We start from the raw sequence: 24,876 nt of genomic DNA, 5'->3' as shown, positions 1-24,876 counted from the left end.
CTCTCACCTGCGCACATGCCGCGGCCAGCGGTGTTTGTCACGCCGGGTAGGCGCGCGTCTCGGCCGCCTTGACCGCCGCCCAGACCGGCCGCCCGGGAATCAGTCCGAGGTGGGCCGCGGCGGCGGGCGTGACGTCGGCGGCGACCTCGACCGGCCCGGTGAGCTGCACACGCAGGTTGTCGCCGTGGCGTTGCACGCCGGTCACGGTGGCCGCCCAGACGTTGCGTGGACTGCCCTCGGGCCGGGACGGGTGCAGCGCGACGGCGGCCGGCGGGTAGGCGACGAACGCCTCACCGTGGACGGTGTCGGCGGTGGTGAGAGTCAGCTCACCGACTGTGACGGCGTGCCCGTCGGCACGGCCGCGGTGCAGGTTGAGGCCGACCAGCCGGGCCACGTAGTCGGTGCGTGGCCGGGCCGTGACGGTGGCCGCGTCGCCCTCCTGGACCACCCGGCCGTGCTCCACGATGACCAGTCGGTCGGCGAGCACGAGGGCATCGAGGGGGTCGTGGGTGACCAGCAGTGTCGCGCCGGGGTGCGCGCCGAGGTGGCGCTGGAGTTCGGCGCGGGTGTCCAGCCGGGTCCGCGCGTCGAGCGCGGCGAGTGGCTCGTCGAGCAGCAGCAGCGCCGGGTCGACGGCGAGCGCGCGGGCCAGCGCGACCCGCTGCGCCTGCCCGCCGGAGAGCTGCCGGGGCCGGCGCCGGGCCTGGTCCCCGAGGCCGACCCGGTCCAGCCACTCCTTGGCCCGGGCGCGGGCGGCACGCTTGTCGGCGCCCCGGCGGCGCGGCCCGAACGCCACGTTGTCCAGCGCGCTGAGGTGCGGGAACAGCAGATAGTCCTGGAACACCACGCCGACCGGCCGCCGCTCCGGTGGCGTCCACACCCGGCGGTCGGGCCGGTCCAGGTCGGCGCCGTCGAGCGTGAGGTGACCGGCGGCGAGCGGGTGCAGCCCGGCGAGCACCCGCAGCGCGGTGGTCTTGCCGGCGCCGTTCGGGCCGAGCAGCGCCACCACCTCACCGGCGGCGATGCGCAGCCGCACGTCGAGGGTGAAGCCGTCCCGCTCGGCGACCAGGTGCGCGTCCAGCAGCGCGGTCATGTGCTGCCGACCCAGCGGTCGCGCAGCGCGGCGAGGATGACCACGGAGACGGTGAGCAGGATCAGGCTCAGCACGATCGCGGCCTGGAGGTCGGTCTCCAGCGCCAGGTAGACCGCCAGCGGCATGGTCTGGGTGCGGCCGGGATAGTTGCCGGCGAACGTGATGGTGGCGCCGAACTCGCCGAGCGCGCGCGCCCAGCAGAGCACCGCGCCGGCCGCCACGCCCGGGGCGACGAGCGGCAGCGTGACCCGGGTGAAGGTGGTGAACCGCCCGGCGCCGAGCGTGGCGGCGGCCTCCTCGTACCGGGGGTCGGCGCCGCGCAGCGCTCCTTCGACGGCGATGACCAGGAACGGCATGGCCACGAACGCCTCGGCCAGCACCACCCCGGCGGTGGTGAACGGCAGCGTCACGCCGAACGTCTCGTCCAGCCACGACCCGATCAGCCCGCGCCGGCCGAAGACCAGCAGCAGCGCCACGCCGCCGACCACCGGCGGCAGCACCAGCGGCACCGTGACCAGCGCCCGGACCAGCCGCCGCCCGGGGAACTCCACCCGGGCCAGCAGCCACGCCAGGGGTACGCCGAGCACCACGCAGAGCAACGTGGCGACGGTGGCGGTCTCCAGCGACAACCGCAGCGCGGTGAGCACACCCGGTTCGGTCAGCCGCCGGGGCAGCGTGGTCCAGGGCGCCCGGAGCAGCAGACCGGCCAGCGGCAGGACGAGGAAGGTCAGGCCGAGCCCGGCGGGCACGAGCAGGGCGATCGGCACCCGCTGCCGGCGTACTGTGCGGCTCATCCGCCGGGCGGGGCCTGGAACCCGGCGGCGGTGAGCACGGCGAGCCCGGCGTCGGAGCGGACGAAGTCGACGAAGGCGCGGGCGCCGGCCGGGTTGCCGGCGGCGCGCAGCACCACGATCGGGTAGTCGTTCACCGCGCGCGCGGACTCGGGGAACTCGACCGCGTCGAGCCCGGGTGCGGCGCGTACGTCGGTGCGGTAGACAAGCGCGGCGTCGACCTCGCCGAGGCGCAGCTTGGCCAGCGCGCCCTTGACGTCCTGTTCGAGCGTGGCGGGCGTCAGCCGCACACCCGCCGCGTCGACCGCGGTGCGCGCGGCGGCGCCGCAGGGCACCTGCTCGGCGCACAGCGCCACCTTGACACCGGGTCGGGCCAGGTCGGCCAGGCCGCCGACCCGGGCCGGGTTACCCCGGGGTACGGCGACGACGAGCTGGTTGCGGACCAGCACGGCCGGTTCGCCGGTGGCGTCACCGGCGTCGGTGACCGTCTTCATGGTGGCCGGGGAGGCGGCGGCGAACACGTCGGCGGGTGCGCCCTGGGTGATCTGGGTGGCGAGCCCGGAACTGCCGCCGAAGTTGAACGTGACGCTGCTGCCCGGGTGGGCGGCCTCGTACTCCTTGCCGAGCCGGGTGAACGACTCGGTGAGCGAGGCGGCGGCGAACACCGTCACCGGGCCGGCGACGTCGGGCCCGGCCGGTTCGTCCGCGCCGCCGCACCCGGTCAGGCCGAGCGCCCCCACCAGCGCGGCGGCGAGCGCGGCGCGGATCCACCGTACGGTCACGGGCTGGTCCTTCCCCTGGGGGTGGAGGCGCGCTCGACCACGACGGTGGTCGACTTGATCACCGCGACGGCGACGGAGCCGACCTGGAGGTCGAGGTCGTCGACGGCCTCGCGGCTCATCAGCGACACCACCCGGAACGGCCCCGCCTGGATGTCGACCTGGGCCATCACGGTGTCCTTCACGACGGCGGTGACGATGCCGCGCAGCCGGTTGCGGGCCGAGGACAGTTCGGGGTGGCCGGGGGCGCGGACGAACGCGGCGACGTCGGCGCCGTCGAGCACCCGGTGGCCGTGCTCGTCGCGGGTGGCCGGCAGCCTGCCGGCGTCGATCCAGCGGCGGACCGTATCCGCGCTGACCCCGAGCAGCTCGGCTGCCTCGCCGATCCGGAACACCGTCACGCGCTCACCCTAACGGGCCGCAGGTGCGGGCCGGAAGGGGCAGTATCGCTCGCAACCGCGGGCCTCCGGCCGGTTCAGGGCCCGGAACTGCGGCTCATTCGGCAGGCGCGATCCGGACCCGGCGCAGCAGTTGGGCGTTGAGCGCCACCACGATGGTGGAGGCGGACATCAGCACCGCGCCCAGTGCCGGGCTGAGCGCGATTCCCGCCCAGGCCAGCACACCGGCGGCGAGCGGGATCGCGACCACGTTGTAGCCGGCCGCCCAGGCCAGGTTCTGCCGCATCTTGCGGTACGACGCGCGGGACAGCCGGATCACGCCGCCGACGCCGCGCGGGTCGGAGCCGGCGAGCACCACCCCGGCGGACTCGATCGCCACGTCGGTGCCCGCGCCGATGGCCAGCCCGACGTCGGCGCGAGCCAGCGCCGGGGCGTCGTTCACGCCGTCGCCGACCATCGCCACCGTGAGTCCGCGACCGCGTAGCTCGGCCACCGCCTTGTCCTTGTCGGCGGGAAGCACCTCGGCGAAGACCTCGTCGACGCCGGGCCGGAACCCGAGGTCGGCGGCCACCGCCTCGGCGACCGGGCGCGCGTCGCCGGTGATCATCACGATCTTGCGTACGCCGAGGTCGCGCAGCTCGGCCACGGCGGCCCGCGCCTCCGGGCGGACCTGATCCTCCATCGCGAACGCGGCGGTCACCTCCGGCGGGCCGCCCTCGGGCAGCCGGACCAGGTGCAGCACAGCGGCGCCCCGGCCCGACCATTCCCCGGCCGCACGGCGCAGATCGTCCGGCACCGGGGCGCCCAGTTCGCGCAGCAGCGCCGGCCCGCCGACCGCCCAGTCCACGCCGTCCACTGTGGCCCGCACGCCACGGCCGGCCAGCGCCCGGAAGCCGCGCGCGACCGGACGCGCCGGGCCGGCCTCGGCCGCAGACGTCGGCCCGGCGTCGGGCTCGGCCGCAGACGTCGGCCCGGGAGGGGTCGGCCCGGCGTCGGACCCGGCCGGGGACGTCGACCGCGCGTCGGCGGCGGCGACGAGCGCCCGGGCCAGGGGGTGCTCGCTGTCGGCCTCCACCGCGCCGGCCAGGGCCAGGGCGGCGCCGGAGTCCAGCCCGGCGGTGGTGGCCACGCCGGTGACCGTGTGCCGGCCGGTGGTGAGCGTGCCGGTCTTGTCGAACAGGACGGTGTCGACGGTGCGCATCCGCTCCAGCGCGAGCCGGTCCTTGACCAGGATGCCGGCGCGGGCCGACAGCGCGGTGGACAGCGCCACCACCAGCGGGATCGCCAGGCCGAGCGCGTGCGGGCAGGCGATCACCAGCACGGTCACGGTCCGTACCACCGCCTGGTCGGGGTCGCCGAGCAGCGCCCAGACCGCGAACGTCGCCAGGCCGGCGAACGCCGCCAGGTAGAACAGCAGCGCGGCGAACCGGTCGGCGAGCACCTGCGCGCGGCCGCCGGATGCCTGCGCCTGCGCCACGAGCCGCCCGATGCCGGCCAGCGCGGTGTCCGCGCCGACCGCCTCGACGCGTACCCGGATGGTCGAGTCGGTGGCCACGGTGCCGGCGACCACCCGGTCACCGGCGGAGCGGGCCACCGGCCGCGACTCCCCCGTGATCATCGACTCGTCCAGCTCGGCGGCGCCCTCGACGATCCGCCCGTCGGCCGGCACCCGCCCGCCCGGCCGGACCAGCACCAGGTCGTCCACCCGCAGCTCGGCGACCGGCACCGGATGCGGCCGCCCCGCGTCGTCCAGGCGCTCGGCGTCGTCGGGCAGCAGCGCAGCGAGCGCACCCAGCGCACCGCGTGCCTGCCCGACGGCCCGCATCTCCTGCCAGTGGCCGAGCAGCATGATGGTGACCAGCGCGGCCAGCTCCCACCAGAAGTCCAGGTCGAACAGGCCGATGCTGGTGGCTGCCGAGGCGACGTACGCGACCACGATCGCCATCGAGATCAGCAGCATCATCCCGGGGGCACGCTCGCGCAGCTCACGCAGGCCGCCGGCGAGGAACGGCCAGCCGCCGTAGAGGAAGACCACGGTGCCGAGCACCGGGCCGACCCAGCGCACGCCCGGGAAGTCCAGCGAGTAGCCGAACCAGTCCATCACCATGTGGCTGGTGACGACGATCGGCACGGTGAGCGCCAGGCTCAGCCAGAACCGGCGGCGGAACTGCTCCGGGTCGTGCCCGGCGTGGCCGCCGCCATGACCGCCACCGTGGTGGCCGGTGTCGTGACCAGATCCGTGCTCCATCGCACCACCATACCCCCTGGGGGTACCAGTCGGCATTGGCTCGGCGAAGTGGCGGAGACAGTGCCCGTCGATACCGTCACGTGGCGCGACGGAATCGATCAGCTCAGATCAGGAACGGTCGTAGACGGTCACCGGGATGCCGCGCTCGGACAGCGCGCGCCGGATCAACGGCTCGATCCGCTGCCACGAGCCGCCGGCCAGCCCGCAACCGATACGGGGCATGTGCACCGACGCGCCCAGTTCCTCGGCCTGGACGGCCAGCGCGGCGAGGCAGCGCTCCACCGCGTCGTACCGGATCGGCGGACCGGCGCTGCCCCGGCGCATTCCGCGCTGGCCCACCATGTTGGCCACCCACAGGTCCGGCGCGACCCGCACCAGCCGGACGGCGCCCAGCCCGAAGTCGTTGCCGGCCCGCTGCCGGTGCCACTCCCGGTAGTCACGTTCCGGCTCCGGCCAGCGCCGCGAGACGGCGAGGACGAAGCCCTTTCCCCAGCCGCCCAGATCGTTGCAGACGTGGGCGATGATCTTGCGCCCCTTCGCCTGCGGGCTGGTCGCGTCGCCGCGCGCGATTCGGAGTTCCGCCACGCACGGATACTGCCGCAGGCGTACGACGCTCACTGGGGGCGGGCGCCCACGCTCGGCCGCTCGGCCGGAGTCCGGCCCTGCCAGGGCCAGCGGCCGTCCAGCTCCACCTCCAGCGAGAAGCTGAGGAACGTACGGACCAGCACGATCAGCGCCAGCACGCCGACGCTGGTGAACGTGGGCGACACCGCGACCGTACGGATGATGTCGCCGCCGACCAGGAACTCCAGGCCGAGCAGGATGGCCCGGCCGACCCCCTGCCGGTACGCCCGGTAGTGCGCGACCACCTGCCGGGTCCGGGCGCAGCGCACCGCGAACACCGCCGTGGCGACCGCGACGCCGAACGCGATGACGAGCACCCCGGCCAGGTCCAGCAGCGCCCCGACGTGCTGGACGATCTCCTTCGTCGACACCGGCACCCCCGCACCAGCCTGGCGTACGGCCGGTGGCGGGGGCGGCGTTTCCGCGCCCCCGCCACCCGGTGGGCGGGAGCGCGGATCGGGTCAGTCCTGGGCCTGCCAGCGGTAGAAGACGCCGGCGACGGAGTCCTGCGGGCCCTGCCACCGGTCCGGCCGGTACGGCTCGATGTACGGGCCCAGGTCCTGCATCACCTTGCCGAAGGCCGGCTTGTCGCCGTGCCGGTCGCGGGTGGCCTCGGCCGCCGACGACTCCTGTTCGAGCAGGTGCACGTAGACGTCGTCGATCGAGTAGAGCCAGCGGCCGGTGACGCCGAGGTCGGCCGGGAGCGAACCGGCGTCGGACTCGCCGAAGACCCGTGCCACGTCCGGCTCGGCGCCCGGCTTGATCCGCCCGACGATCACGGTGAGCGTGGTGTCGGCGGGCGGCTCGCCCTCGGGCGCCCAGTGGTAGAACTCCTTGGCCACCGAGTCCGACGGGTTCTTCCAGTAGCGCGGGTACGGCGTGACGTACGGGCCGATCTCCTCGGCGATCTTCTGGAAGGCGGGCAGGCCACGGGTCTGCCCGGAGATCCGCGGGTCCTGCTCCCGCTCGATCACGTGGATGTAGAGGTCGTGGTGCGACAGCAGGTACCGGCCGATGACGCCCAGGTCCTGCGGCCGGGTGGCCTGGTCGTAGTGGCCGAACACGCCGCCGACGATCTGCTCGCTGCCGGGGACCATGTGACAGACGATCACGTTGCGGAAGACCATGACTGCTCCTTGATGATTGCGACGGAGGGCGGCGGCGCGAGGCGGCGGCGCCGTCAGGCGGTGAAGGTGACCGGCAGTTCCAGCAGGCCGCGGAACGGCGAGGCGGCCGGTAGCCGGCGCACCTCGGCGAGCGGTACGCCCAGACGCAGCCCGGGCAGCCGCCGCAGCAGCGCGCCGAGCGCGAGTTCGGCCTCCATCCGGGCCAGCGAGACGCCCAGGCAGTAGTGGACGCCGTGACCGAACCCGAGGTGCGGGCCCCGGACCCGGCGCAGGTCCAGCCGGTCCGGGTCGGCGAAGTGCGCCGGGTCGTGGTTGGCCGCGTTGATCGCCACCCCGACGATCGCGCCGCGCGGGATGCGTACGCCCTGGTAGTCGACGTCCTCGGTGGCGATGCGCGGGCTGGCCACGGGCAGCGGCCCGTCGAACCGGAGCAGCTCCTCGATGGCGGCGGGCAGCAGGCGGGGCGTTGCGCGCAGCAGTTCCATCTGCTCTGGGTGGGTCAGCAGGGCCAGTACGGCGTTGCCGAGGAAGTCGGCGGTGGTCTGGTGCCCGGCGAACAGCAGCAGGAAGGTGGTGGTCACCAGTTCCGCCTCGGACAGCGTCCCGTCCTCGTCGACCGCCTTGATCAGCGCGCCGATGATGTCGTCGGCCGGGTCGTCGCGCTTGGCGCGGACCAGCCCGGCCAGGTACTGGTGCAGCCGGAGCTGGGCCTCCTGCACCGCCGCCCGCTCCTGGGCCGGAGGTCGGCTGGTGGAGCCGGAGGTGCGGATGACCTGGGTCCAGTCCAGCACCCGGTCATGGTCGGCCGGCGGCACACCGAGCAGTTCGCAGATGACTGTCATCGGCAGCGGGATGGCGAACTCGTGCATCAGGTCCGCCTCGCCGTGCGGCGCCATCTTGTCGATGAGCTGGTCGACGATCGACGCCACCCGGGGGCGCAACGCCTCGATCCGCCGGGGCGCGAACGCCTGCGACACGACCCGGCGCAGCCGGGTGTGCTCCGGCGGGTCGGAGTTGAGCATGTTGCGGTTCAGGCCCTCGGAGTTCGGGCCGAAGATCTTCAGGTAGTGCTGCTCCGGGCCGTACAGGTCCTTGGACAGGCGCGGGTCGGTCAGCGCCGTGCGCGCGTCGTCGAAGCGGGTGATCAGCCAGGAGTCGAAGCGCGGCGAGCCGACCGGGCAGACCGGCCGGTCCGCGCGCAGCCGGGCCAGGGTGGGGTACGGATCGGCCGCGAACGCGTCGGTGTAGAGCTCGCTCGCCGGCAGCACGTCGTCTGTCATCGCCCCTCCCCCGGCTCGCCGGTCACGCTGTGCAGCACCTGGTAGGTGTGCCGGTCGGCGGACTCGCGCAGCTCGCGGATGATGCTCAGCAGCCGGTCCCGGTGTGTGCTGCGGCCGAACGCGTCGAGCCGCTCGCGGTCCGCCCAGTCGCTGATGATCAGGTAGCTGCGTGGGTCGTCGGCGTCGCGGACCAGGTCCTGGTGCAGGCAGCCGTCCAGCGTGCGGATCTGTTCGGCCGCGGTGAGCCACTCGGCCTCGAAGCGCTCCTCGCAGCCCTCCCGGGTCCGCATCGACAGCACGGTCCGGACCCGGCTCACCTGGCGCTCCCGAACACCAGGTGCAGGTGCTTGCGCAGCGCGTCCGGGTCGACGGGCGCGCCCCGGAACCCGACGTGCCCGTCCGGGCGGATCAGGTACAGACCGGTGCCGTCCAGCCCGTACGCGGCGCGGAAGCGCCGCTCGGCGTCGCGTACCACTGGTGGGTCGAGCAGTCGCGGTTCGTCGGCGTCCGGGTCGAGCAGCAGGTACGCCTCGATTTCCCCGCCGGCCAGCCGGCGCGCGTCGGCGCACAGCCCGGTGAACGCGGCCAGCTCCCCCGCGCCGGCGGTGCCGTCGGCGTAGAGCAGCAGCGTGTGGCGGGTGCCCCGGGTCAGGTCCCGCAGTCGCAGCGGGTGGCCGACGCCGCGGCGGCGCAGCCCGTCCACGTCCGGCGCGCGGTCGCCGGGGCGGGGCGCGTCACCGAGCGCTGCCGGGTCGGCGACGGTCTCCCCGACCAGCGGGCTGCCGGCGTAGCTGAGCAGCATGGACATCTCCTGGAGGAACTGCCGTTCCAGGTCGGCGCGGTCCACCTCCTCGGTGCCGGCCATCCGCACCGCGCGGCCGACGATCTCCTCGCCCTCCGGCCGCCGTTCGGTCTCGTAGCTGTCCAGCAGGCCGGGCGCGGCGAGCCCGCGTACCGCCAGGGCCAGCTTCCAGGCCAGGTTCCAGGTGTCCTGGATGCCGGTGTTCATGCCCTGCCCGCCGGCGGGCGGGTGCAGGTGGGCGGCGTCCCCGGCGACGAACACGCGGCCCTCGCGGTAGCGGTCGACGATGCCGTGGCTGATCCGGAACACCGAGGACCAGCGCAGGTTGCTCGCCCGGGTACCGGGTGGCGCGAGGCGGTCCAGCGCGGCCTGCACGTCGGAGATGGTCGGCTCGTCGAGTTCCTCGCTGAACCCGGGCGGGGCGTCGCGCCCGCCGGTCTGGGCGAAGAACCGGGGCGGGGCGAGGGTGGCGATGCGGTAGCGGTGCTCGCCGCGCAGCGGTACGCAGACCAGCATCCCGTCCATCTGCCCGTCGGTCATGTGCAGGAACCGCAGCAGGTGCCCGTCCGGCATGTCCCAGTCCACGTCGACGTCCACCAGCATGAACAGCTGCGGGAACCGGCCCAGCCCGCCGGTGAAGGTGAGCCCGAGCCGCTCCCGTACCCGGCTGTGCGCGCCGTCGGCGCCGACCAGGTACGCCGCGCGTACCGTCTCGGTGCCGCCGTCGGCGGTCCGGACGGTGGCGGTCACGCCCTCGGCGTCCTGGGTGAAGTCGACCAGTTCGGCGCCGCGCTGCGGGCGCACCCCGAGCGTGGCCAGCCGGGCGGTGAGGATCCGCTCGGTCTCGTACTGCGGCAGGCCGAGGTGGGCGTACGGCAGGCCGGGCAGCTCCCAGCTCATCCGGTGGGTCTGCTCGCCGTTGACGAAGACCATGTTGCCGGTGAGCCAGATGCCGGCGTCCATGGCCTCCCGGACGACGCCCTGCTCCTCCCAGATCTCCATGGTGCGGCAGTGCACGCCGATCGCCTTGTCCGCGTGACCGGGCGGGGTGACCTGTTTGTCGATCACCAGGCAGTCGATGCCCCGCCGGGCCAGTTCGACGGCGGCGGTCAGCCCGGTGGGCCCCGCCCCGACGACGAGTACGTCTGTTGTCCTGTGCACGTCGGCCTCCCAGCCCGTGGTGGGGTGTCGGCGGTCGTCCGCGTCGGGCACGACGTGGAACAGCCGGCGCCGGATGTCGAGAAGGAACGGTGCGATCGGTCCGGCCTGCGCCGAGGCGTGGGCCGGGTCGCCGATCCAGGCGAGGAACGGCGCGGCGCCGTCCCACTCGGCGAAGATGTGGTGGATGTCCGAGCCGGGTTCGCGCAGCAGCTGTTCGCGGCGGTAGCCGGGTATCGAGGTCATCCGCCGGACCACCTCGGGGTAGCCCCGATGGAACTCGGCGAGCCGGTCGAGCGGCACTGTCAGCTCGACGTCCACGTAGACCGGGCCCGTTCCGTCCCCGGTCTCGCGCATCAGCGGGTACTCGGGGCCGTCCGCCGGCTCGGCCAGCGGCCGGAGCAGGCCGGCCAGGCGGGCCGCCACCGGCCCGCGCCGGTACGCGCGCAGCGCCGCCTCGTCGGCCCACTCGGTGACGACGACGAAGCCGCTCGGGTCGAGGGCGTCGCGCAGCAGCTCGTGCCGCAGGTTGCCGGCCAGGGCGCCGAGCTGCCCGGCGACCGTCTCGAAGGCCGGCCCGACCGCGGGCTCGCAGCCGGTGCGCGCGCGCAGCCGGAGCATCGTCCTGATCATGCAGCCCCCTCGAACGGTGCCGTCGTCGTGCCGCGACCCTGCCGCAGCGCGCGTCACCCGCTCGTCACCGTCGGCCCGCCGCACGTCCGGTCCCGGTGACGCCGTCGGGACGCTCCCCACTTATTGCAAAAGTTTGGCAACAAGCCTCGACAGGGCCCCTAGCGGTAACTATCGTGAGCGGCATGACTCCTTACGACTTGGACGTGCGCGCCTGGCAGGACAGCTGGGACCGGCAGCAGGAGACGTTCATGCCGGACCGGGAGCACCGCTTCGACGCGATGCTCGACGCCGTCGAGGCGGTCACCGGCGACCGGCCGCCGCGGGTGCTCGACCTGGCCGGCGGCACCGGCTCGATCAGCCTGCGGGCGCTGGCCCGACGGCCCGACGCCGAGGTGACGGTGCTCGACCTCGACCCGGTGCTGCTCACCCTCGCCGAGGCGGCGCTGGCCGGCCGGGCCACTGTGGTGACCGCCGACCTCAACCGGTCCGACTGGGCCGCCACCCTGCCGCACCGCGACTACGACGCCGTACTCACCGCCACCGCCCTGCACTGGGTGGACGGTCCGCGCCTGGCCGAGCTCTACCGCGAGATCCGCGACGTGCTGCGCCCCGGCGGCGTGTTCGTCAACGCCGACCACATGCCCGACGACGCGATGCCGACGCTCACCGCACGGCTCGGCGAACGCGCACGGGCGCGCCGGGACGCCCGGCACCGCGCCGGCGCGGCGCTGTCCTGGCCGGACTGGTGGGCGCAGGCGGCCGACGACCCGGTGCTCGGCCCGCTCGTGGAGAAGCGGCGGCAGATCTACCCGACCGGGCACAGCCCGGAGTGGAGCCCGCCCGCGGCGTGGCACCTGGACGCGCTGCGCGCGGCCGGCTTCGCCGAGGCCGGCGTGCTCTGGCGCGGCGGCGGGGACGCCGCGGTGGCCGCGCTGCGCTGACGGCGTCGCGGCCGGACACCGCTCGCCCCCCGGCCCGGCCCGGCCCGACTCGCCGCCGGGGCTCGGCACAGCCCGCGCGTGGCCGGGCGCGACGACGGCCGCGACACGACGCGCACCGAGCCGGCCCGCCCGATCAGGACAACAGGCGGGCCAGTTCGGTACGCGAGCGCACGCCGAGCCGGTGGAAGACGTTGCGCAGGTGGTGGTCGACGGTCCGGGTGGACAGGCACATCCGGGTGGCGATCTCCCGGTTGGTCGCCCCTTCCGCGACCAGCCGGGCGATGTGCAGCTGCTGCCCGGTCAGCAGCTGCTCCGGACCGTGCCGCACCGGCCCGACCGACTCCCCCGCCGCGCGCAACTCCTCCCCCGCCCGGTCGGCCCAGACGGTCGCGCCGAGCAGCGTGAACGCCTCCCGGGCCCGGTGCAGGTGCGCGCGGGCGTCCCGGGGCCGGCGCCGGCGGCGCAGCTCGCGGCCGAACAGCAACTCGGTGCGGGCGCGCTCGAACCGGTCGGTGTCGGCCGGGTGCAGCCGCAGCGCCGCGTGGAACTCCCGTTCGGCCTCCGGGCCGCCGCGCGGCGCCAGCAGCGCCCGGCAGCGCGCGGCGAGCGCCCGCCGCGACGGGCTCGCCGTGCTGCTGGCCCAGTGGTCGAACACGGCCAGCGCGGCGGCCGGCCGCCCGCCGTCGTGGGCGGCGGCCTCCACCAGGTACGGCGTGGCCATCACCTGGACCAGCACCTGCCCCCGGCCGGTGCCGGTACGGGCCAGCGCGGACAGCCGGGCCACCGCGTCGGCGTACCGGCCGTCGATCAGGTCCAGCACGCCGAGCGCCCAGCGGGCGTACGCGTCCGGCCGGCTCCCCGGCGCGGCCCCGTCACCGATCTCGGCGATCCGGGCCAGCGCGGCGTCCCGGTCGGCGCGGACCGCGGCCAGCACGGCCAGGATGCCGAGGTGCACCTGGGCGCACACGTGCTGGCCACCGGCGCGGGCGGCGTGCACGCCCTCGCGGGCGGTCTCCGCCGCGGCCTCGTGCCGGCCCAGCCAGTATTCGGCGACGGCCCGCAGCTCCAGCGCCCGGGGCAGCAGGGACAGCTGGCCGCGCGAGCGGGCCACCTCCACCGCCCGGCCGGCGAGCCGGTGCGCGGGACCGTCCACGGCGACCAGCAGGGCGGCCGCGGCGGCGCAGACGAGCGCGCCAGGGGTGAGCGCGGGCCCGGTCAGCCGGCCGCCGATCACGACGACCCGGCGCAGCGCCGGGCCGCCGCGCGCGTGGTCGCCGCGCAGCGTCGCCCCGACGCCCTCGGCGAACGTGGCGAGCAGGTCGAGTTCGGGCGGGTCGCCGGGCCGCCGCAGCGCCTCGGCCCGGCGGGCCACCTCGGCGTACCGGTACTGGTCGCCGGTGACGCAGATGGCCTCGCCGGCCCGGACCAGCGCCAGCAGCGCGGCCCGCCGGTCGGCCGGCGCGATCGCGTCGGCGGCGGCCAGCAGCGTGGCGACCGCTGCGGCGGGCGCGTCGCAGCGCAGTTGCATGTCGCCGCGGAGCAGGTCGGCCCGGCCGTGCGCCGGTCCCGCAGTCAGGCGCCGTAGCAGCCCTCGGGCCTGGTCCGGGTCGCCGGCGGTCCAGGCGCACCGCGCGGCGGCGATGGTCAGCTCGGCGGCGCGGCCGGGGTCGGGGCTCAGTTCGGCGGCGCGGCGCAGCACGACCGCCGCGGCGGCGCGGTCCGGCACCTCGTCGACCGCCGCCGTCAGCTCGGCGGCGAGCACGTCGGACGGACAGTCGGCGGCGGTGGCGTGGCGCAGCGCCCGGCCCAGCGCGCCCTCGGCCAGCGTGCCGGCCAGCAGCAGGTGGGCCGCGCGCAGGTCGGCGAGCGGCGCGACGGCGGTGATCATCGTCCGGGCGAGCGGGTGCGGGAACGTCACCCCGCCGGGCCCGGTGCGCAGCAGGCCGGCCGCCTCGGCGGGGGCGAGCGCCTCGAGCGTCAGGCCGGCCGCCCACGCGGCACGGACGAGCGTGCCCGGGTCGTCACCGGGGTCGAGCGCGGCCAGCAGCACCATCCGCCGGGTCGGTACCGGCAGCCGGTCCAGGCGGGCCCGGTACGCGGCGGCGAGCGCGCCGTCCACCGGCGGCGCGTCGGGCAGCGGCGCCTCGCCTCGCCACTGGCCGGGGGTGAGGCTGCCCGCCAGGTCGGCGAGCGCGGCCGGGCTTCCTCGGCTGAGCGCGGCCAGCGCGGCGGCCACCGGCGCGGGTGGCCGCTCCCGCAGCCCGGCGAGCATCGCGCGGCACTCGTGGGCGTCCAGCGGGCGCAACCCGTGGGCCGGTACGCCGTCGACAGTGGCCGGCGCGGTGGCGCTCAGCAGCATCGCCACCGGCAGCCGGCGCAGCCGGCGCGCCACCACGGCCAGCGTCCAGGCGCTCTGCGGATCGCCGGTGTCGAGGTCGTCCACCGTGCACAGCAGCGGCCGGTCCGCCGCCACGGCGGCGAGCAGGGACCGCACCGCCGCGGCCAGGGCCAGCCGCTGCTCGGCCGGGCACCCGTCGCCGCCGAGCGCGCGGCGCAGCAGCCGCCGCTGCCGCACCGGGAGCGCCGCGTCCGCGTCCAGCACCGGGTCGAGCAGGCGGTGCAGCCCGGCGTAGGGCAGTGTGGCCTCGTCGGCCAGGCCGGCGCCGGCGAGCACCGCGCGCTGCCCGGCCCACCTGCGGGCGTACGCCAGCAGGGCGCTGCGCCCGGAGCCGGGCGGCCCGTGGAACAGCAGCGCGCCGCCGTCGTCGCGGTCGAGGAGGCGGCGGATCGCGTCGCACTCGTCGTCCCGACCCCGCAAGGCTATGTGCACTGTCGATGCAGAAACCATGCATCCAGTGTCACCTATGGGCAACCCGTCGGAAAAGAGGCGGACACGCTGTCGGGGTGGCCGCCGTACGGCGGCCACCCCGACAGCGGTGGGGTTCAGGAGCTGGGGCAGGTGTTGCGGTACTCCTGGATCGCCGACCCGCTCGGGCCCGGGCAGAGGAACTGCTCGTAGCGGGTGTCGTCGTCGACGAACCGCTTCAGCCAGGCCACCATCTGCTTCGCCGTCGGCGTGTTCGTCGTCTGCGGGAAGAAGTGGCTCGCGCCGTCCAGCTCCAGGTACGCCTTCTCCGAGGACGCCGGGATGCTGTTGTAGAACGGGATCGAGTGGGTCGCCACCGGCGCCACGCTGTCGGTCTCGCCGCCGATGATGAGCGTCGGCACCCGCACCTCGGACCAGGTCTTGTCCAGGTTCCACGGCGCGAGCGGGACGGCGGCCTGCAACGACGGCCGGGCCGCCGCGGCCTCCAGGCTGCCGCCGCCACCCATCGAGTGCCCGGCCACGGCGAGCCGCGAGGAGTCGATCCGGCCGCGCACCGAGCTGCGCTGGGTCAGGTAGTCCAGCGCGGCCAGGAGCTGGCGGCCCCGGCTGTCCGGCTGGTCCAGCCGGGTGTTGGTCTCGATGCCGATCACCACGAAGCCGTGCGAGGCGATCCGCGGTCCGAGCCAGCTCAGGCTGGACCAGGCGGCGGTGTAGCCGGGCGAGATGGCGACCGCGCCGAAGGTGCCCTCGGCGGTGCTGGTCGGGTAGTAGATGACGCCGCCGCCGAAGCCGGTCACGCTCAACGACGAGACGTTGATCGACGAGGTGGCGAACGGGCCGCGGCTGGCCTCCAGGATGGCGCTCGTGGGCGCCGGGCCGCGCTCGTAGGGGCTGGCCGCGCTCGCCGCGGCCGGGACGGCGAGGGCGCCGCCGGTGGCGAGCAGTGCCGCCACGGCGAGACGGGCGAGGGCACGGACGGGGGTACGGGAACGGGTGGTGGGCACGTCGGTCACTCCTTGCGCCGGAATTACATCGACATGCGTCAGCATCCGCGTCCGGGCCACCGGCGCGCATCGGTGAAATCACCGGTCCCCGGGCGGTGACCCGGCCGTGACGTGCACGGCGGACGATGGACCCCATGCATCCGACCCGACGGCCCCTGACCCGGCGGCACCTGCTCGGCGCGACCGCGGCGGCCGGCGTCACCGGCCTGGCCACCGGCTGCGACCCGGACCGCCCGGCGGGCGGGACCGCGGTGTCCGACGACGCGCCCGCCCTGGATCCGGCCAGCTGGGACAGCGTCCGCGCCCAGTTCGCGCTCGACCGCTCCCGGGCGCACCTGGCCACGTTCGTCTTCGCCCCGCACCCGGCCCCGGTACGGGCCGCCGTGGCCACCCACCGCGCCGGCCTCGACCGGGACGCCTCCGGCTACCTGGCCGCGAACGAGGAACGGCTGGACCGGGCGGTGCTCGCCGCGGCGGCCGGGCACCTCGGCGCCCGCTCGGACCACATCGCGCTCACCGACTCCACGACCATGGGCCTCGGCCTGCTCTACGGCGCGATCCGGCTGCGACCGGGCGACGAGGTGCTGACCACCGAGCACGACTTCTACGCCACCCACGAGTCGCTGCGGTTGCGCGCCGAACGCGACGGGGTGACCGTACGCCGGGCCCGCCTCTACCGCGACGCGGCCACGGCCGGGGCGGACGAGATGGTCGCGGGCCTCACCGCGGCGCTCACGCCGCGTACCCGGGTGGTGGCGCTGACCTGGGTGCACTCCAGCACCGGCGTGAAGCTGCCGGTACGCCGGCTGGCCGAGGCGGTCCGCGAGCGCAGCCCGGAGGCGTTGCTCTGCCTCGACGCGGTGCACGGCTTCGGCGCCGACGCGTCCACACCCGAGCAGCTCGGCTGCGACGTGCTGGTCTCCGGCTGCCACAAGTGGCTGCTCGGGCCGCGCGGCACCGGCCTGGTCTGGGCCGCCGAGCGGGCGTGGGCCCGGATGACGCCGGTGATCCCCAGCTTCGACGGACGCGACATCGGTCGCTGGCTCGCCGGCGGCACGGGTGGGCAGCCCGTGCCGCCGGGCCCGGCGCACACGCCCGGCGGCTACCACAGCTTCGAGCACCGCTGGGCGCTCGCCGACGCGTTCGCGTTCCACCGGCGCATCGGCCCGGCCCGGGTCGCCGAGCGCACCCGGGAGCTCGCCGGCCGGCTCAAGGAGGGGCTGGCCGGCATCCGGGGCGTCCGGCTGGTCACGCCGCGCGCCGCCGACCTGTCCGCCGGTGTGGTCTGCTGCGAGGTGCCCGGCGTGCCGGTGGGCGAGGCGGTGAACCGGCTGTGGTCGGCCGGTGTGGTCGCCAGCAGCACCCCCTACCGGCCGTCGTACCTGCGCTTCGGCGCGACGATCGCCAACGGCGAGCAGGACGTGGAGGCGGCGCTGCGGGCGGTCCGCACGCTGGCGTGAGCCGGCACGGTCGTCACTCGGTGAACTCGCAGAAGGACAGCGCCCTGTCGAACCGCCGGGCGGCGAGGTCGTCGTGGCGGATCAGGAACCGCGCGTTGACGAACTCCTCGTCCGGCACGCCGAACTGGGCCAGCGGCACCCACTCGCGCATCACCCGCTGCCGTTCCTCGTACAGGGCCACCATCTGCTCCGGGCGGGGCAGGGACCTCGCCTGCCGCTCCCGCTCGGGGTCCATCATGATCACCTCAGGGGGGTCCTGCGCCGAGATGGTGTAGCCGCCGATGAAGACGTCCTCCGGCAGCCACCAGTTCCGCTCCGGCCAGAGCTGCTCGAGCAGCGCGCTCATCTGCTTGAGGTGCGGCATGTCGCGCAGGAGCTGGATCTGGGTGGCGCTCAGCCACTCCTCCGAGCGGTCGAGCCAGTCCGGCAGCTCCGCCTGCAGCCCCGCGTACATCTCGTGCTCGGGGGCGAGGAACGGCTCCATCTCGGTGTCGGCGGGCACGACGTACTCACCGTCCACCGTCTCGGCGCCGGCCGGGACGTACACGACCCGCGCGAACTCCTGCTCGGGCTCGATGCCGCAGGCGTCCAGTGCGCTCTCCTGGTCGAGGAAGAACAGCAGCGTGCCGTCTGCCGGCAGGGCGAGGTCGGGCACCCGGGGCAGCGCCGCGCAGTCGAGCCGGAGCAGGAACGGCAACGGGAAACCCTCCGAGCACGTGGGCCACGGCATGCCCACCGGCAGCCGCGGCCGCCCGCCCCGCCGCCCGACATGCACACCCTCCTCGCGCTGGCAGGCGTGGATCTGGAACCGGATCAGCTCCGCGAAGCGGGCCACCTCGTCCTCGGGCACACCCTGCTCGATCGCCGCCCGCCGGAATTGATCTCTCTCGTCCATGATCGTGGAGAGTAGCCGCACCGTCCGACATGGAGTGTGCCCGGCACGGGCGGGATCAGGGCCCGGCGCGCGGCCGCACCGCCGGTGACCAGGTCACGTCGTAGCGCTCGGCGGCCACCGCCTCGGCGAACGCGGTCGCCGCCGCCGGTGAGCCGGCGATGCGCCAGTCCTTCTCCTTGTCCACCTCGAACCAGATCAGCCCGATCAGGTTCGGATAGCGGGGCAGGGCGCGGAACGTGTCCCGGATCCACCGCGCCTTGTACCCGGCGGCGTCGGCGGCGCCGGTCTCGGTGACCACGAGCGGCTTGCCGGTGACCTTGCGGATCTCCGCGATCGTCGGACCGAAGATCTGGTCGAACGACCAGTACGTCTTGGTGAACGCGCCGCTGCCGTAGTAGCCGGTGACGCCGACCCAGTCGACGAACTCGTCGCCCGGGTAGAGGCCGGTGAGCCCGGCTGTCGTCTTGTCCCAGCGGGCGTTCGGGCTCCACACCCAGGTGACGTTCGTGGCGCCGGCCTCGGCGAAGAGGTCGTGCACGTGCCGCCAGGCCCGGACGTAGTCGCCGGGGCGGTTGCCGTTGGCCCGCTCGCACCAGGGGTACCAGTCGCCGTTCATCTCGTGCGCGAAGCGGATCGCCACCGGGTAGCCCAGCGACCGGACGCCGTCGGCCCAGGAGCGCACGTACGCGTCGAAGTCGCCGCGCGCGATGCGGGCCAGCCGGTAGTCCGGCTGGGTGGCGCGCAGCCGGTCGATCTGCCGGTCGGTCAGGCCGGTGCGGCGGGCCGCCTTGTCGACCGTGTGGTCCCACGGCTCCCAGCCGAGCATCGGCATCATGCCCCGCTCGGCGATCCGGTCGAACAGGCTCCGGTCGAAGGCGGCCGACGCCCAGTCGGCACCGAAGAGCATCACCTGCGGCGACCGCCCGGCCGCCTCGGCGAACCGGTCCACCGGCGCGAAGTCGTACGGGCCCTTGTCGGTCATCACCCCGAAGAACGCCTGCCCGGCCGGGGGGAACGGGCCGCCACGCGGGCTCGGCACGACCGCGGCCGGCACGTCGGTGCTCGCCTGCGGCGTCGCCGGGGCGGGCCGCCGCGCCGAGGCGCCCGTGCCCGGGTCGCGCCACGCGCCCGGCGCCACCACGAAGGCGTACGCGAGCAGCAGCAACCCGGCCAGCGCCAGGCCCATCCGGGGCAGCGTCGGCCTCAGCACGGCACACCGCCGTCGGTCACGGCCCGAGGCACCACCTGCGGTTCCCGGGCCGGTTCGGCGGCCCGGTCCCGCCGGGCCCGCAGACTCTCCGCCCAGGAGATCAGCGGTGGGGCGAGCCCGGTCAGCAGCGTCAGCGCCGGCCAGACCCGCAGCAGCGGGTAGTCGTGGTCGAGCGCGAAGCTCGCCGCGAGCAGCCCGGCGGCGGCGAGCGCCCAGCACAGGTGCAGCCGGAACGTGCGCGGCGACTCGACGGTGCGCAGCGCGCCCTTGGCGGTGACCACGAAGCCGAGCTTGCGGCGCAGCAGGGCGCCCACCGCCGCGGCCACGTAGACCGGGCCGGCGAACAGCGCGAGCGCCATGCCGACCATGCCCACCTCCTCGCGCTCGTGCGGGGCGATGTTGAAGCGGCGCAGCCAGAGCCAGAGCAGGAACCAGGTGCCGATGGTAGAGCCCCACAGCGTCGCCCAGACCTGCGGGTCGAGCCGGCCCGCGTCGACGCCGGTCAGCAGGTACAGCGCGGTGGCGGCGTTGCCCAGCAGCAGGCTCACCGCCACGCTCGGGTAGTAGAACTGGAGCAGCCGGTACTGCCAGCGACGGCGGGACGGCAGGTCGCGCGGCGTACGCAGCTCGCGCCGGAGCAGGATCTCGCAGATCCCGGCCGCCCAGCGCTTCTGCTGGTTGAAGTAGTCCGCCCAGGAGGTCGGTCCCTCGCCGAGCGCCACCACGTCCGGGGTGTAGACGCCCTTCCACCGGTTGCCGGTGGCCGGGTTGACGGCGGCGTGGACGCGGATGCTGGTGAGGTGGTCCTCGATGATGGAGTCCTGGTAGCCGCCGATGGTCCGCCAGGCCGCCGGCCGGTAGAGGTGGCCGGTGCCGGTCAGCAGCGGCGCGTCCAGGCCGTTGCCGCCCCGGGCGATCAGCCCGTTGTAGAGGTACTGCTGCACCGAGGCGCCGTGGGCGACGAAGTTCTGGTGCATGTTGCCGTAAACCTGGGGGGTCACCACGAACGCGACGTCCGGGTCGCGGAAGTAGCCGAGCGTGCGTTCCAGGAAGTTCGGCAGCGGCACGTGGTCCGGGTCGACGTTCGCGACCACGTCGTAGCGGTGCTCGTGCTCGGCCCGCCAGGCGTTGTGGTTGCCGGACTTGGTCCGGGCGCGGAACTCGCCGCCGGGCCGGTTGTACTCGGGCCGGCCCTTGCGGGTGAAGTGGCGTACGCCCAGCCGCGCGGCCATCGCCCGTACCGCCGGGTCGTCGCCCTCGTCGAGGATCCACACGTCGACGTGCCCGCAGTAGACGATCTCCCGCAGCCGGCGCAGCGTCCGCTCGGCGACCTCGATCGGCTCCTTGCTCGGCACGATGGTGGTGAGCAGGGCGACCCGCAGGCCGACCGGCGGGTCGACCGGCACCGGGTCCCGGGCGTGGTACGCGAAGACCCAGACCACCACGTTCTGCGCCAGGCGGATCAGTTCGACGCCGACGACGACGCAGAACGCGAGCCGGGCGGCGACGGTCTGCCAGCCGCCGAGCCCGACGACGCCGGGGCCGGGCACGTGCTGGGGCAGCAGCAGCCAGCCGACGAAGACCAGCCCGGCGGCGCTGTTGACGAGCACCAGCAGCGTCAGGACCAGTCGCGCGGCGACCGAGGCGGCGGGGCGGAACTCGACCGCCGCGTCGGGGCGTCGGGGCGGGCGCAGCGGGCCGGCGGTGGCGCCGCAGCGCGCGTACGCGAGGCGGGCGCGGACGTTGCGCTGCCGGCGGTCCGGATCGGCGGGCGTCCCGGGCGGGGCGGGCGCGATCGGGCGGGCGCCCGGTGTCCCGGCCGTCGTGGCGCGGGACGGGCGTGTATCGGCGGCGACGGCCACGTTTCCCCCATGGTCTGCATCCGGCTCAGGAGCCGTCCGAATGCTAAGCCGACAATCAACCGCAAAAAGGGCGAATCAGGCAGACATCGCCCGTTCGTCGACGGGTCACGACGGGAGTTGCGCCGCCACCCCGAGCACCGCGACGAGAGCCAGCACGGCGAGCGCACCGGCGGCACGCGCCCGGGACAGGGCGACCCCGCCGAGCACCGCCCAGGCCGGCACCGTGAACAGCAGGTTCGCCGCCGACCAGACCGGCACGGCCTGCGCCAGCCCCAGCAGCGCGAGCGCCGGCACCAGCGCCCAGGCGGTGCAGATCGCGGCCGGGTACCGCAGCGGAAGGCTGAACAGGGCCAGCCCGGCCAGCACACCGCCGAGCGCGGCGACGCCGAACAGTTCCCCGGGCGTGGCCGCGAGCACCGCGGCGGCCGGCCGCGCGCCGGACGCCAGGCGCCCGCCGTCGCGCAGGGCGGAGCCGAGCAGCGCGGCGAGCGGGAGCAGCCCGAGGGCCACGGCGGCGAGCCACCGGAGAGCACCGGGGCGACGGAACGCCAGCACCGCCCAGCCGTGACCGGCGAGCAGCAGCAACGCCACCGGCTGGCACAGACCCAGCAGCAGCACCGCGCCCGCGTAGGGCAGGAGCCGGCGCGGACCCGGCCGGTCGAGCAGGGGCAGCAGCAGCCAGGTGGCCAGCACGGCGGCGAAGACCGCCAGGGCGTACGGCTGCGCCTCCTGCGCGTACCGGGTCGAGGTCGGCAGCACCGCGAAGATCACCCCGGCCGGCAGGCCGGCGGCGGGCGTGGCGGTCCGGGCGGCGAGCGCGCCGACGAGCGCGGCGGCCCCGACCATGGCCAGCAGGGACGGTACGCGCAGCGCGAGGTCCGCCGCGCCGAACAGCGCCGCCCAGCCGCGCATGAGCAGGTGGTACGGCCCGAGCGCGACGTCGCCGGTCAGCGCGGCGCCGATCCCCTGCCACTGCGACGTGGCCGCGCGCCGGGTCGCCAGTTCTCCGGCGCTCGGTCCCGATGTCGTGATCCGGGCGACGCCGAACGCGCCCATCAGGACCGCCGGCACCAGCCACGCCGCGATCCGCCATCGGAGCACGCCGGTCGCGGCGCGGACGGCGGCCCGGCGTGGCCGGTCCTCCTCGCCCCACGGGTCCTCGACCGCTGCGTCCCCGAGCCGGGGCAGGACCATGGTGTCCGCGTCCATCATCGTGACTCACGCATCCCTGTGGGTGCCGGCGACCGGGATCCAGCCGGCCGGGCGGCGAGACGCGAACCCGCGCACGGCGGGCGGCACCGGAAGCCCCGGCTCACGGGCTGGATGACATCCTGGAGCCTACTGAGTCAAAAACGACATAACGCCAATATGCGCTGAAAGGGTCCGCCGACCGCCCCGTGGACGACCGGCGGACCCGGCTCAGCGAAGGTCGGTCGTGGTCCAGCGGGGCGAGTCGGCGGTGACCGCGACGGTGTCGCCGGTCAGCGTCGTCCGCGCCTGGGCGTCACGCCGGGCGCTCGTGCCCACCCAGACGTCGACCTCACCGGGCTCCACCACGCGGGTCAGCGTGCGGTCGCTGAACGCCAGCCGCGTGGTCGGCACGGTCAGCTCGACCGTGACCGAGGCGCCCGGCTCCAGGCGCACCCGCCGGTAGCCGAGCAGCTGCGCGACCGGCCGGGTCACCGAGGCGACCAAGTCCCGGCCGTAGAGCTGCACCACGTCGTCACCGGCGACCGGGCCGGTGTTCGTCACACGCACCGACACCCGCAGCGCCCCGTCGGTCGGCACCTCGGCCGGCACGGTCAGATCGGCGTACGCGAACGTGGTGTAGGACAGCCCGTGCCCGAACGGCGCCACCGGCGTCGCCGGCAGGTTGGTGCCGTTCATACCCTCGCCCAGCTCCGGGTGCAGGTACGAGTACGGCTGCGCGCCGGCCGAGCCGGGCAGGCTGACCGGCAGCCGGCCGGACGGGTTGACCCGCCCGGAGAGCACACCCGCGATCGCCCCGGCGCCCTCCTCACCCGGGAAGAACGTCTGCACCACCGCCGCGCACCGGGTCAGCGCCCAGCCGAGCGCGTACGGGCGGCCGGTGAGCAGCACCAGGACGACCGGAGTGCCGGTGTCCAGCACCGCCTCGACGAGCTGCCGCTGCACGCCGGGCAGCTCCAGGTCGTCCCGGTCGCACCCCTCGCCGACCGTGCCGCGCCCGAACAGGCTGGCGTGGTCGCCCATCACGAGGACTGCCACGTCGGCGGCGGACGCGGCGGCGACCGCCTCGTCGAACCCGGACCGGTCCGCCGAGTCCACCGCGCAGCCGGCCGCGAAGGTGACCCGGTCGGCGCCGAACTCGCCGCGCACCGCCTCCAGCACGGTCGGCACCTCGAAGCCGGTCTCCACACCCGGGTGGTGGGCCAGCACGTGGTTGAGGAACGAGTAGCAGCCGAACAGCGCGCCCTGCCGGTCGGCGTTCGGCCCGACGACCGCCACCCGGCGGCCCGCCGGCAGCGGAAGCACGCCCTCGTTGGCGACCAGGACGACCGACTCCTCGGCGAGCCGGCGCGCGATCGACCGGTGCTCCGGCGAGTCGAGGTCGATCGCGCCCGGCGGCTGGTCGTCGAACGTGGCGTCGAGCAGTCCGAGTTCCTGCTTCTGGCGCAGGACGCGCAGCACCGCCCGGTCGACGAGCGCCTCGTCGACAGTGCCGGCCCGCACCGACTCGGTCAGGGTCAGGTAGGCGTCGCCGGTGGGCAGTTCGATGTCGAGACCCGCGCTCAGTGCCTGCACGGCCGCGTCCGCGTTGTCGGCCGCGACGTGGTGCAGCAGGTTGAGGAAGGCGACGCCGTAGTAGTCGGCCACCACCGTCCCGTCGAAGCCCCACCGGTCCCGCAGCAGGTCGGTGAGCATGGTCGGGTCGGCGGCGACCGGCACGCCGTCGATCTCGGCGTACGAGTGCATGACGCTGCGGGCGTCACCGTCGCGGATCGCCATCTCGAACGGCGGCAGCAGCACGTCGGCGAGTTCCCGGGGACCGGCGTGCACGGGCCCGAAGTTGCGCCCGGCCCGCGAGGCGGAGTAGCCGGCGAAGTGCTTCAGTGTCGCGAGCACGCCCTGCGACTGGAGTCCTCGCACGTACGAGGTGCCGATGGTCCCGACGAGGTACGGGTCCTCGGCGATGCACTCGTCGACCCGGCCCCAGCGCGGGTCCCGGATCACGTCCAGCACCGGGGACAGCCCCTGGTGGATGCCGAGCGCGCGCATCGAGGCCCCGATGGCCGCCGCCATCTCGGTGACCAGGTCGGGGTCGAACGCGGCGCCCCAGGCCAGCGGCGTCGGGAAGGTGGCCGCCTTCCACGCCGACAGGCCGGTCAGGCACTCCTCGTGCACGATGGCCGGGATGCCCAGCCGGGTGCCCGTCACCAGGTCCCGCTGGAACTTCCACAGCCAGGCCGCGCGGGCCGCGGAGTCGACCGGGCGGGTGCCGTAGGGGCGGGTCAGGTGACCCAGCCCGTGGCGGGAGAAGTCCTCGAGCCGGCCGGTGTCGGCGAACTCGCCCTGCAGGGGCGCGACCGCCTCACCGTCCTCCTTCTCCCAGAACCCGACGATCTGCGCGACCTTCTCCTCGATCGTCATGCGAGCGAGCAGTTCCCGTACGCGCGTCTCGGGGTCGTGTCCGTCCGGCCGGTCGTGGCCCGAACCTGCCTGAGCCGGTACCGGCCCGTCCACCACCGCGTGGACCTCTGTCAT

General features: G+C 75.1%; 20 protein-coding genes. 2 read left to right on the top strand and 18 right to left on the bottom strand.

Annotated elements, in window-relative coordinates:
* Positions 1 to 37: 37 nt before the first annotated feature.
* The 11 genes from GA0070562_RS07245 to GA0070562_RS07195 all read right to left on the bottom strand — a co-directional run bounded on the left by GA0070562_RS07245 (position 38) and on the right by GA0070562_RS07195 (position 10,933).
* Positions 38 to 1,093 carry an ABC transporter ATP-binding protein gene (locus GA0070562_RS07245; RefSeq protein WP_091417376.1) on the bottom strand — a complete coding sequence of 352 codons (1,056 nt, stop codon included), beginning with the start codon at positions 1,091 to 1,093 and terminating at the stop codon, positions 38 to 40.
* Entirely contained in the window at positions 1,090 to 1,887 is a 798-nt protein-coding gene (locus GA0070562_RS07240; RefSeq protein WP_091417374.1) for an ABC transporter permease, read from the bottom strand. The genes GA0070562_RS07245 and GA0070562_RS07240 overlap by 4 nt, the downstream gene beginning before the upstream one ends.
* Positions 1,884 to 2,666: a molybdate ABC transporter substrate-binding protein gene (gene modA, locus GA0070562_RS07235; protein ID WP_091417371.1), complete on the bottom strand. Its 783-nt coding sequence runs from the start codon at positions 2,664 to 2,666 to the stop codon at positions 1,884 to 1,886. The genes GA0070562_RS07240 and modA overlap by 4 nt, the downstream gene beginning before the upstream one ends.
* Positions 2,663 to 3,064 (bottom strand): TOBE domain-containing protein, encoded by a 402-nt coding sequence (locus GA0070562_RS07230; protein ID WP_091417368.1) that lies wholly within the window; start codon positions 3,062 to 3,064, stop codon positions 2,663 to 2,665. The genes modA and GA0070562_RS07230 overlap by 4 nt, the downstream gene beginning before the upstream one ends.
* Before the next feature lie 94 nt (positions 3,065 to 3,158).
* Positions 3,159 to 5,309, bottom strand: a complete 2,151-nt coding sequence (locus GA0070562_RS07225; RefSeq protein WP_091417364.1) for a heavy metal translocating P-type ATPase — start codon at positions 5,307 to 5,309, stop codon at positions 3,159 to 3,161.
* Between the two features lie 108 nt (positions 5,310 to 5,417).
* Positions 5,418 to 5,894, bottom strand: a complete 477-nt coding sequence (locus GA0070562_RS07220; RefSeq protein WP_091418445.1) for a macro domain-containing protein — start codon at positions 5,892 to 5,894, stop codon at positions 5,418 to 5,420.
* A gap of 29 nt (positions 5,895 to 5,923) precedes the next feature.
* Positions 5,924 to 6,304 carry a DUF1622 domain-containing protein gene (locus GA0070562_RS07215; protein WP_091418442.1) on the bottom strand — a complete coding sequence of 127 codons (381 nt, stop codon included), beginning with the start codon at positions 6,302 to 6,304 and terminating at the stop codon, positions 5,924 to 5,926.
* A 90-nt stretch (positions 6,305 to 6,394) separates the two neighbouring features.
* Complete coding sequence (locus tag GA0070562_RS07210; protein ID WP_091417361.1) at positions 6,395 to 7,060, bottom strand: TcmI family type II polyketide cyclase; 666 nt, start codon at positions 7,058 to 7,060, stop codon at positions 6,395 to 6,397.
* Between the two features lie 53 nt (positions 7,061 to 7,113).
* Positions 7,114 to 8,340, bottom strand: a complete 1,227-nt coding sequence (locus GA0070562_RS07205) for a cytochrome P450 family protein (protein ID WP_091417357.1) — start codon at positions 8,338 to 8,340, stop codon at positions 7,114 to 7,116.
* A complete protein-coding gene (locus GA0070562_RS07200) occupies positions 8,337 to 8,657 on the bottom strand; it encodes a putative quinol monooxygenase (RefSeq protein ID WP_091417354.1) in 321 nt (106 codons plus the stop codon). The genes GA0070562_RS07205 and GA0070562_RS07200 overlap by 4 nt, the downstream gene beginning before the upstream one ends.
* Positions 8,654 to 10,933: an FAD-dependent oxidoreductase gene (locus GA0070562_RS07195; protein WP_091417349.1), complete on the bottom strand. Its 2,280-nt coding sequence runs from the start codon at positions 10,931 to 10,933 to the stop codon at positions 8,654 to 8,656. The genes GA0070562_RS07200 and GA0070562_RS07195 overlap by 4 nt, the downstream gene beginning before the upstream one ends.
* A 182-nt stretch (positions 10,934 to 11,115) precedes the next feature.
* Between GA0070562_RS07195 and GA0070562_RS07190 the strand changes: the two genes are divergently transcribed.
* Positions 11,116 to 11,874 carry a class I SAM-dependent methyltransferase gene (locus tag GA0070562_RS07190; protein WP_091417346.1) on the top strand — a complete coding sequence of 253 codons (759 nt, stop codon included), beginning with the start codon at positions 11,116 to 11,118 and terminating at the stop codon, positions 11,872 to 11,874.
* Positions 11,875 to 12,007: 133 nt separating this feature from the next.
* Here the strand turns inward: GA0070562_RS07190 and GA0070562_RS07185 are convergent, their stop codons facing one another.
* Together GA0070562_RS07185 and GA0070562_RS07180 are read right to left on the bottom strand one after the other, a co-directional pair.
* Positions 12,008 to 14,722, bottom strand: a complete 2,715-nt coding sequence (locus GA0070562_RS07185) for a helix-turn-helix transcriptional regulator (protein WP_091417343.1) — start codon at positions 14,720 to 14,722, stop codon at positions 12,008 to 12,010.
* Positions 14,723 to 14,817: 95 nt separating this feature from the next.
* Complete coding sequence (locus GA0070562_RS07180) at positions 14,818 to 15,705, bottom strand: alpha/beta hydrolase family protein (RefSeq protein WP_091418440.1); 888 nt, start codon at positions 15,703 to 15,705, stop codon at positions 14,818 to 14,820.
* Between the two features lie 134 nt (positions 15,706 to 15,839).
* On the opposite strand from GA0070562_RS07180, the gene GA0070562_RS07175 reads away from it, so the two are divergent.
* A complete protein-coding gene (locus GA0070562_RS07175; RefSeq protein WP_091417339.1) occupies positions 15,840 to 17,165 on the top strand; it encodes an aminotransferase class V-fold PLP-dependent enzyme in 1,326 nt (441 codons plus the stop codon).
* A gap of 13 nt (positions 17,166 to 17,178) precedes the next feature.
* On the opposite strand, the gene GA0070562_RS07170 is transcribed toward GA0070562_RS07175, so the two are convergent.
* The 5 genes from GA0070562_RS07170 to GA0070562_RS07150 form a co-directional block, all read right to left on the bottom strand.
* Entirely contained in the window at positions 17,179 to 18,060 is an 882-nt protein-coding gene (locus GA0070562_RS07170; RefSeq protein ID WP_225853237.1) for a DUF1963 domain-containing protein, read from the bottom strand.
* 55 nt (positions 18,061 to 18,115) lie between these two features.
* The gene (locus GA0070562_RS07165) at positions 18,116 to 19,270 is read right to left on the bottom strand and encodes a glycoside hydrolase family 26 protein (RefSeq protein WP_091417336.1); all 1,155 of its coding nucleotides are present in this window, start codon (positions 19,268 to 19,270) and stop codon (positions 18,116 to 18,118) included.
* Positions 19,264 to 21,132 carry a glycosyltransferase family 2 protein gene (locus GA0070562_RS07160; RefSeq protein ID WP_091417332.1) on the bottom strand — a complete coding sequence of 623 codons (1,869 nt, stop codon included), beginning with the start codon at positions 21,130 to 21,132 and terminating at the stop codon, positions 19,264 to 19,266. Before GA0070562_RS07160 ends, GA0070562_RS07165 begins: the two co-directional genes overlap by 7 nt.
* Positions 21,133 to 21,237: 105 nt before the next feature.
* A complete protein-coding gene (locus tag GA0070562_RS07155; RefSeq protein ID WP_091417329.1) occupies positions 21,238 to 22,344 on the bottom strand; it encodes a glycosyltransferase family 39 protein in 1,107 nt (368 codons plus the stop codon).
* A 207-nt stretch (positions 22,345 to 22,551) separates the two neighbouring features.
* Positions 22,552 to 24,876: a beta-xylosidase/alpha-l-arabinosidase gene (locus GA0070562_RS07150; RefSeq protein WP_091417325.1), complete on the bottom strand. Its 2,325-nt coding sequence runs from the start codon at positions 24,874 to 24,876 to the stop codon at positions 22,552 to 22,554.

This window comes from Micromonospora tulbaghiae (assembly GCF_900091605.1).
Taxonomy (GTDB): Bacteria; Actinomycetota; Actinomycetes; order Mycobacteriales; family Micromonosporaceae; genus Micromonospora; species Micromonospora tulbaghiae.
The sequence above is the reverse complement of the archived record's forward strand: the minus strand, read 5'-3'. Positions and strand labels throughout refer to the sequence as shown.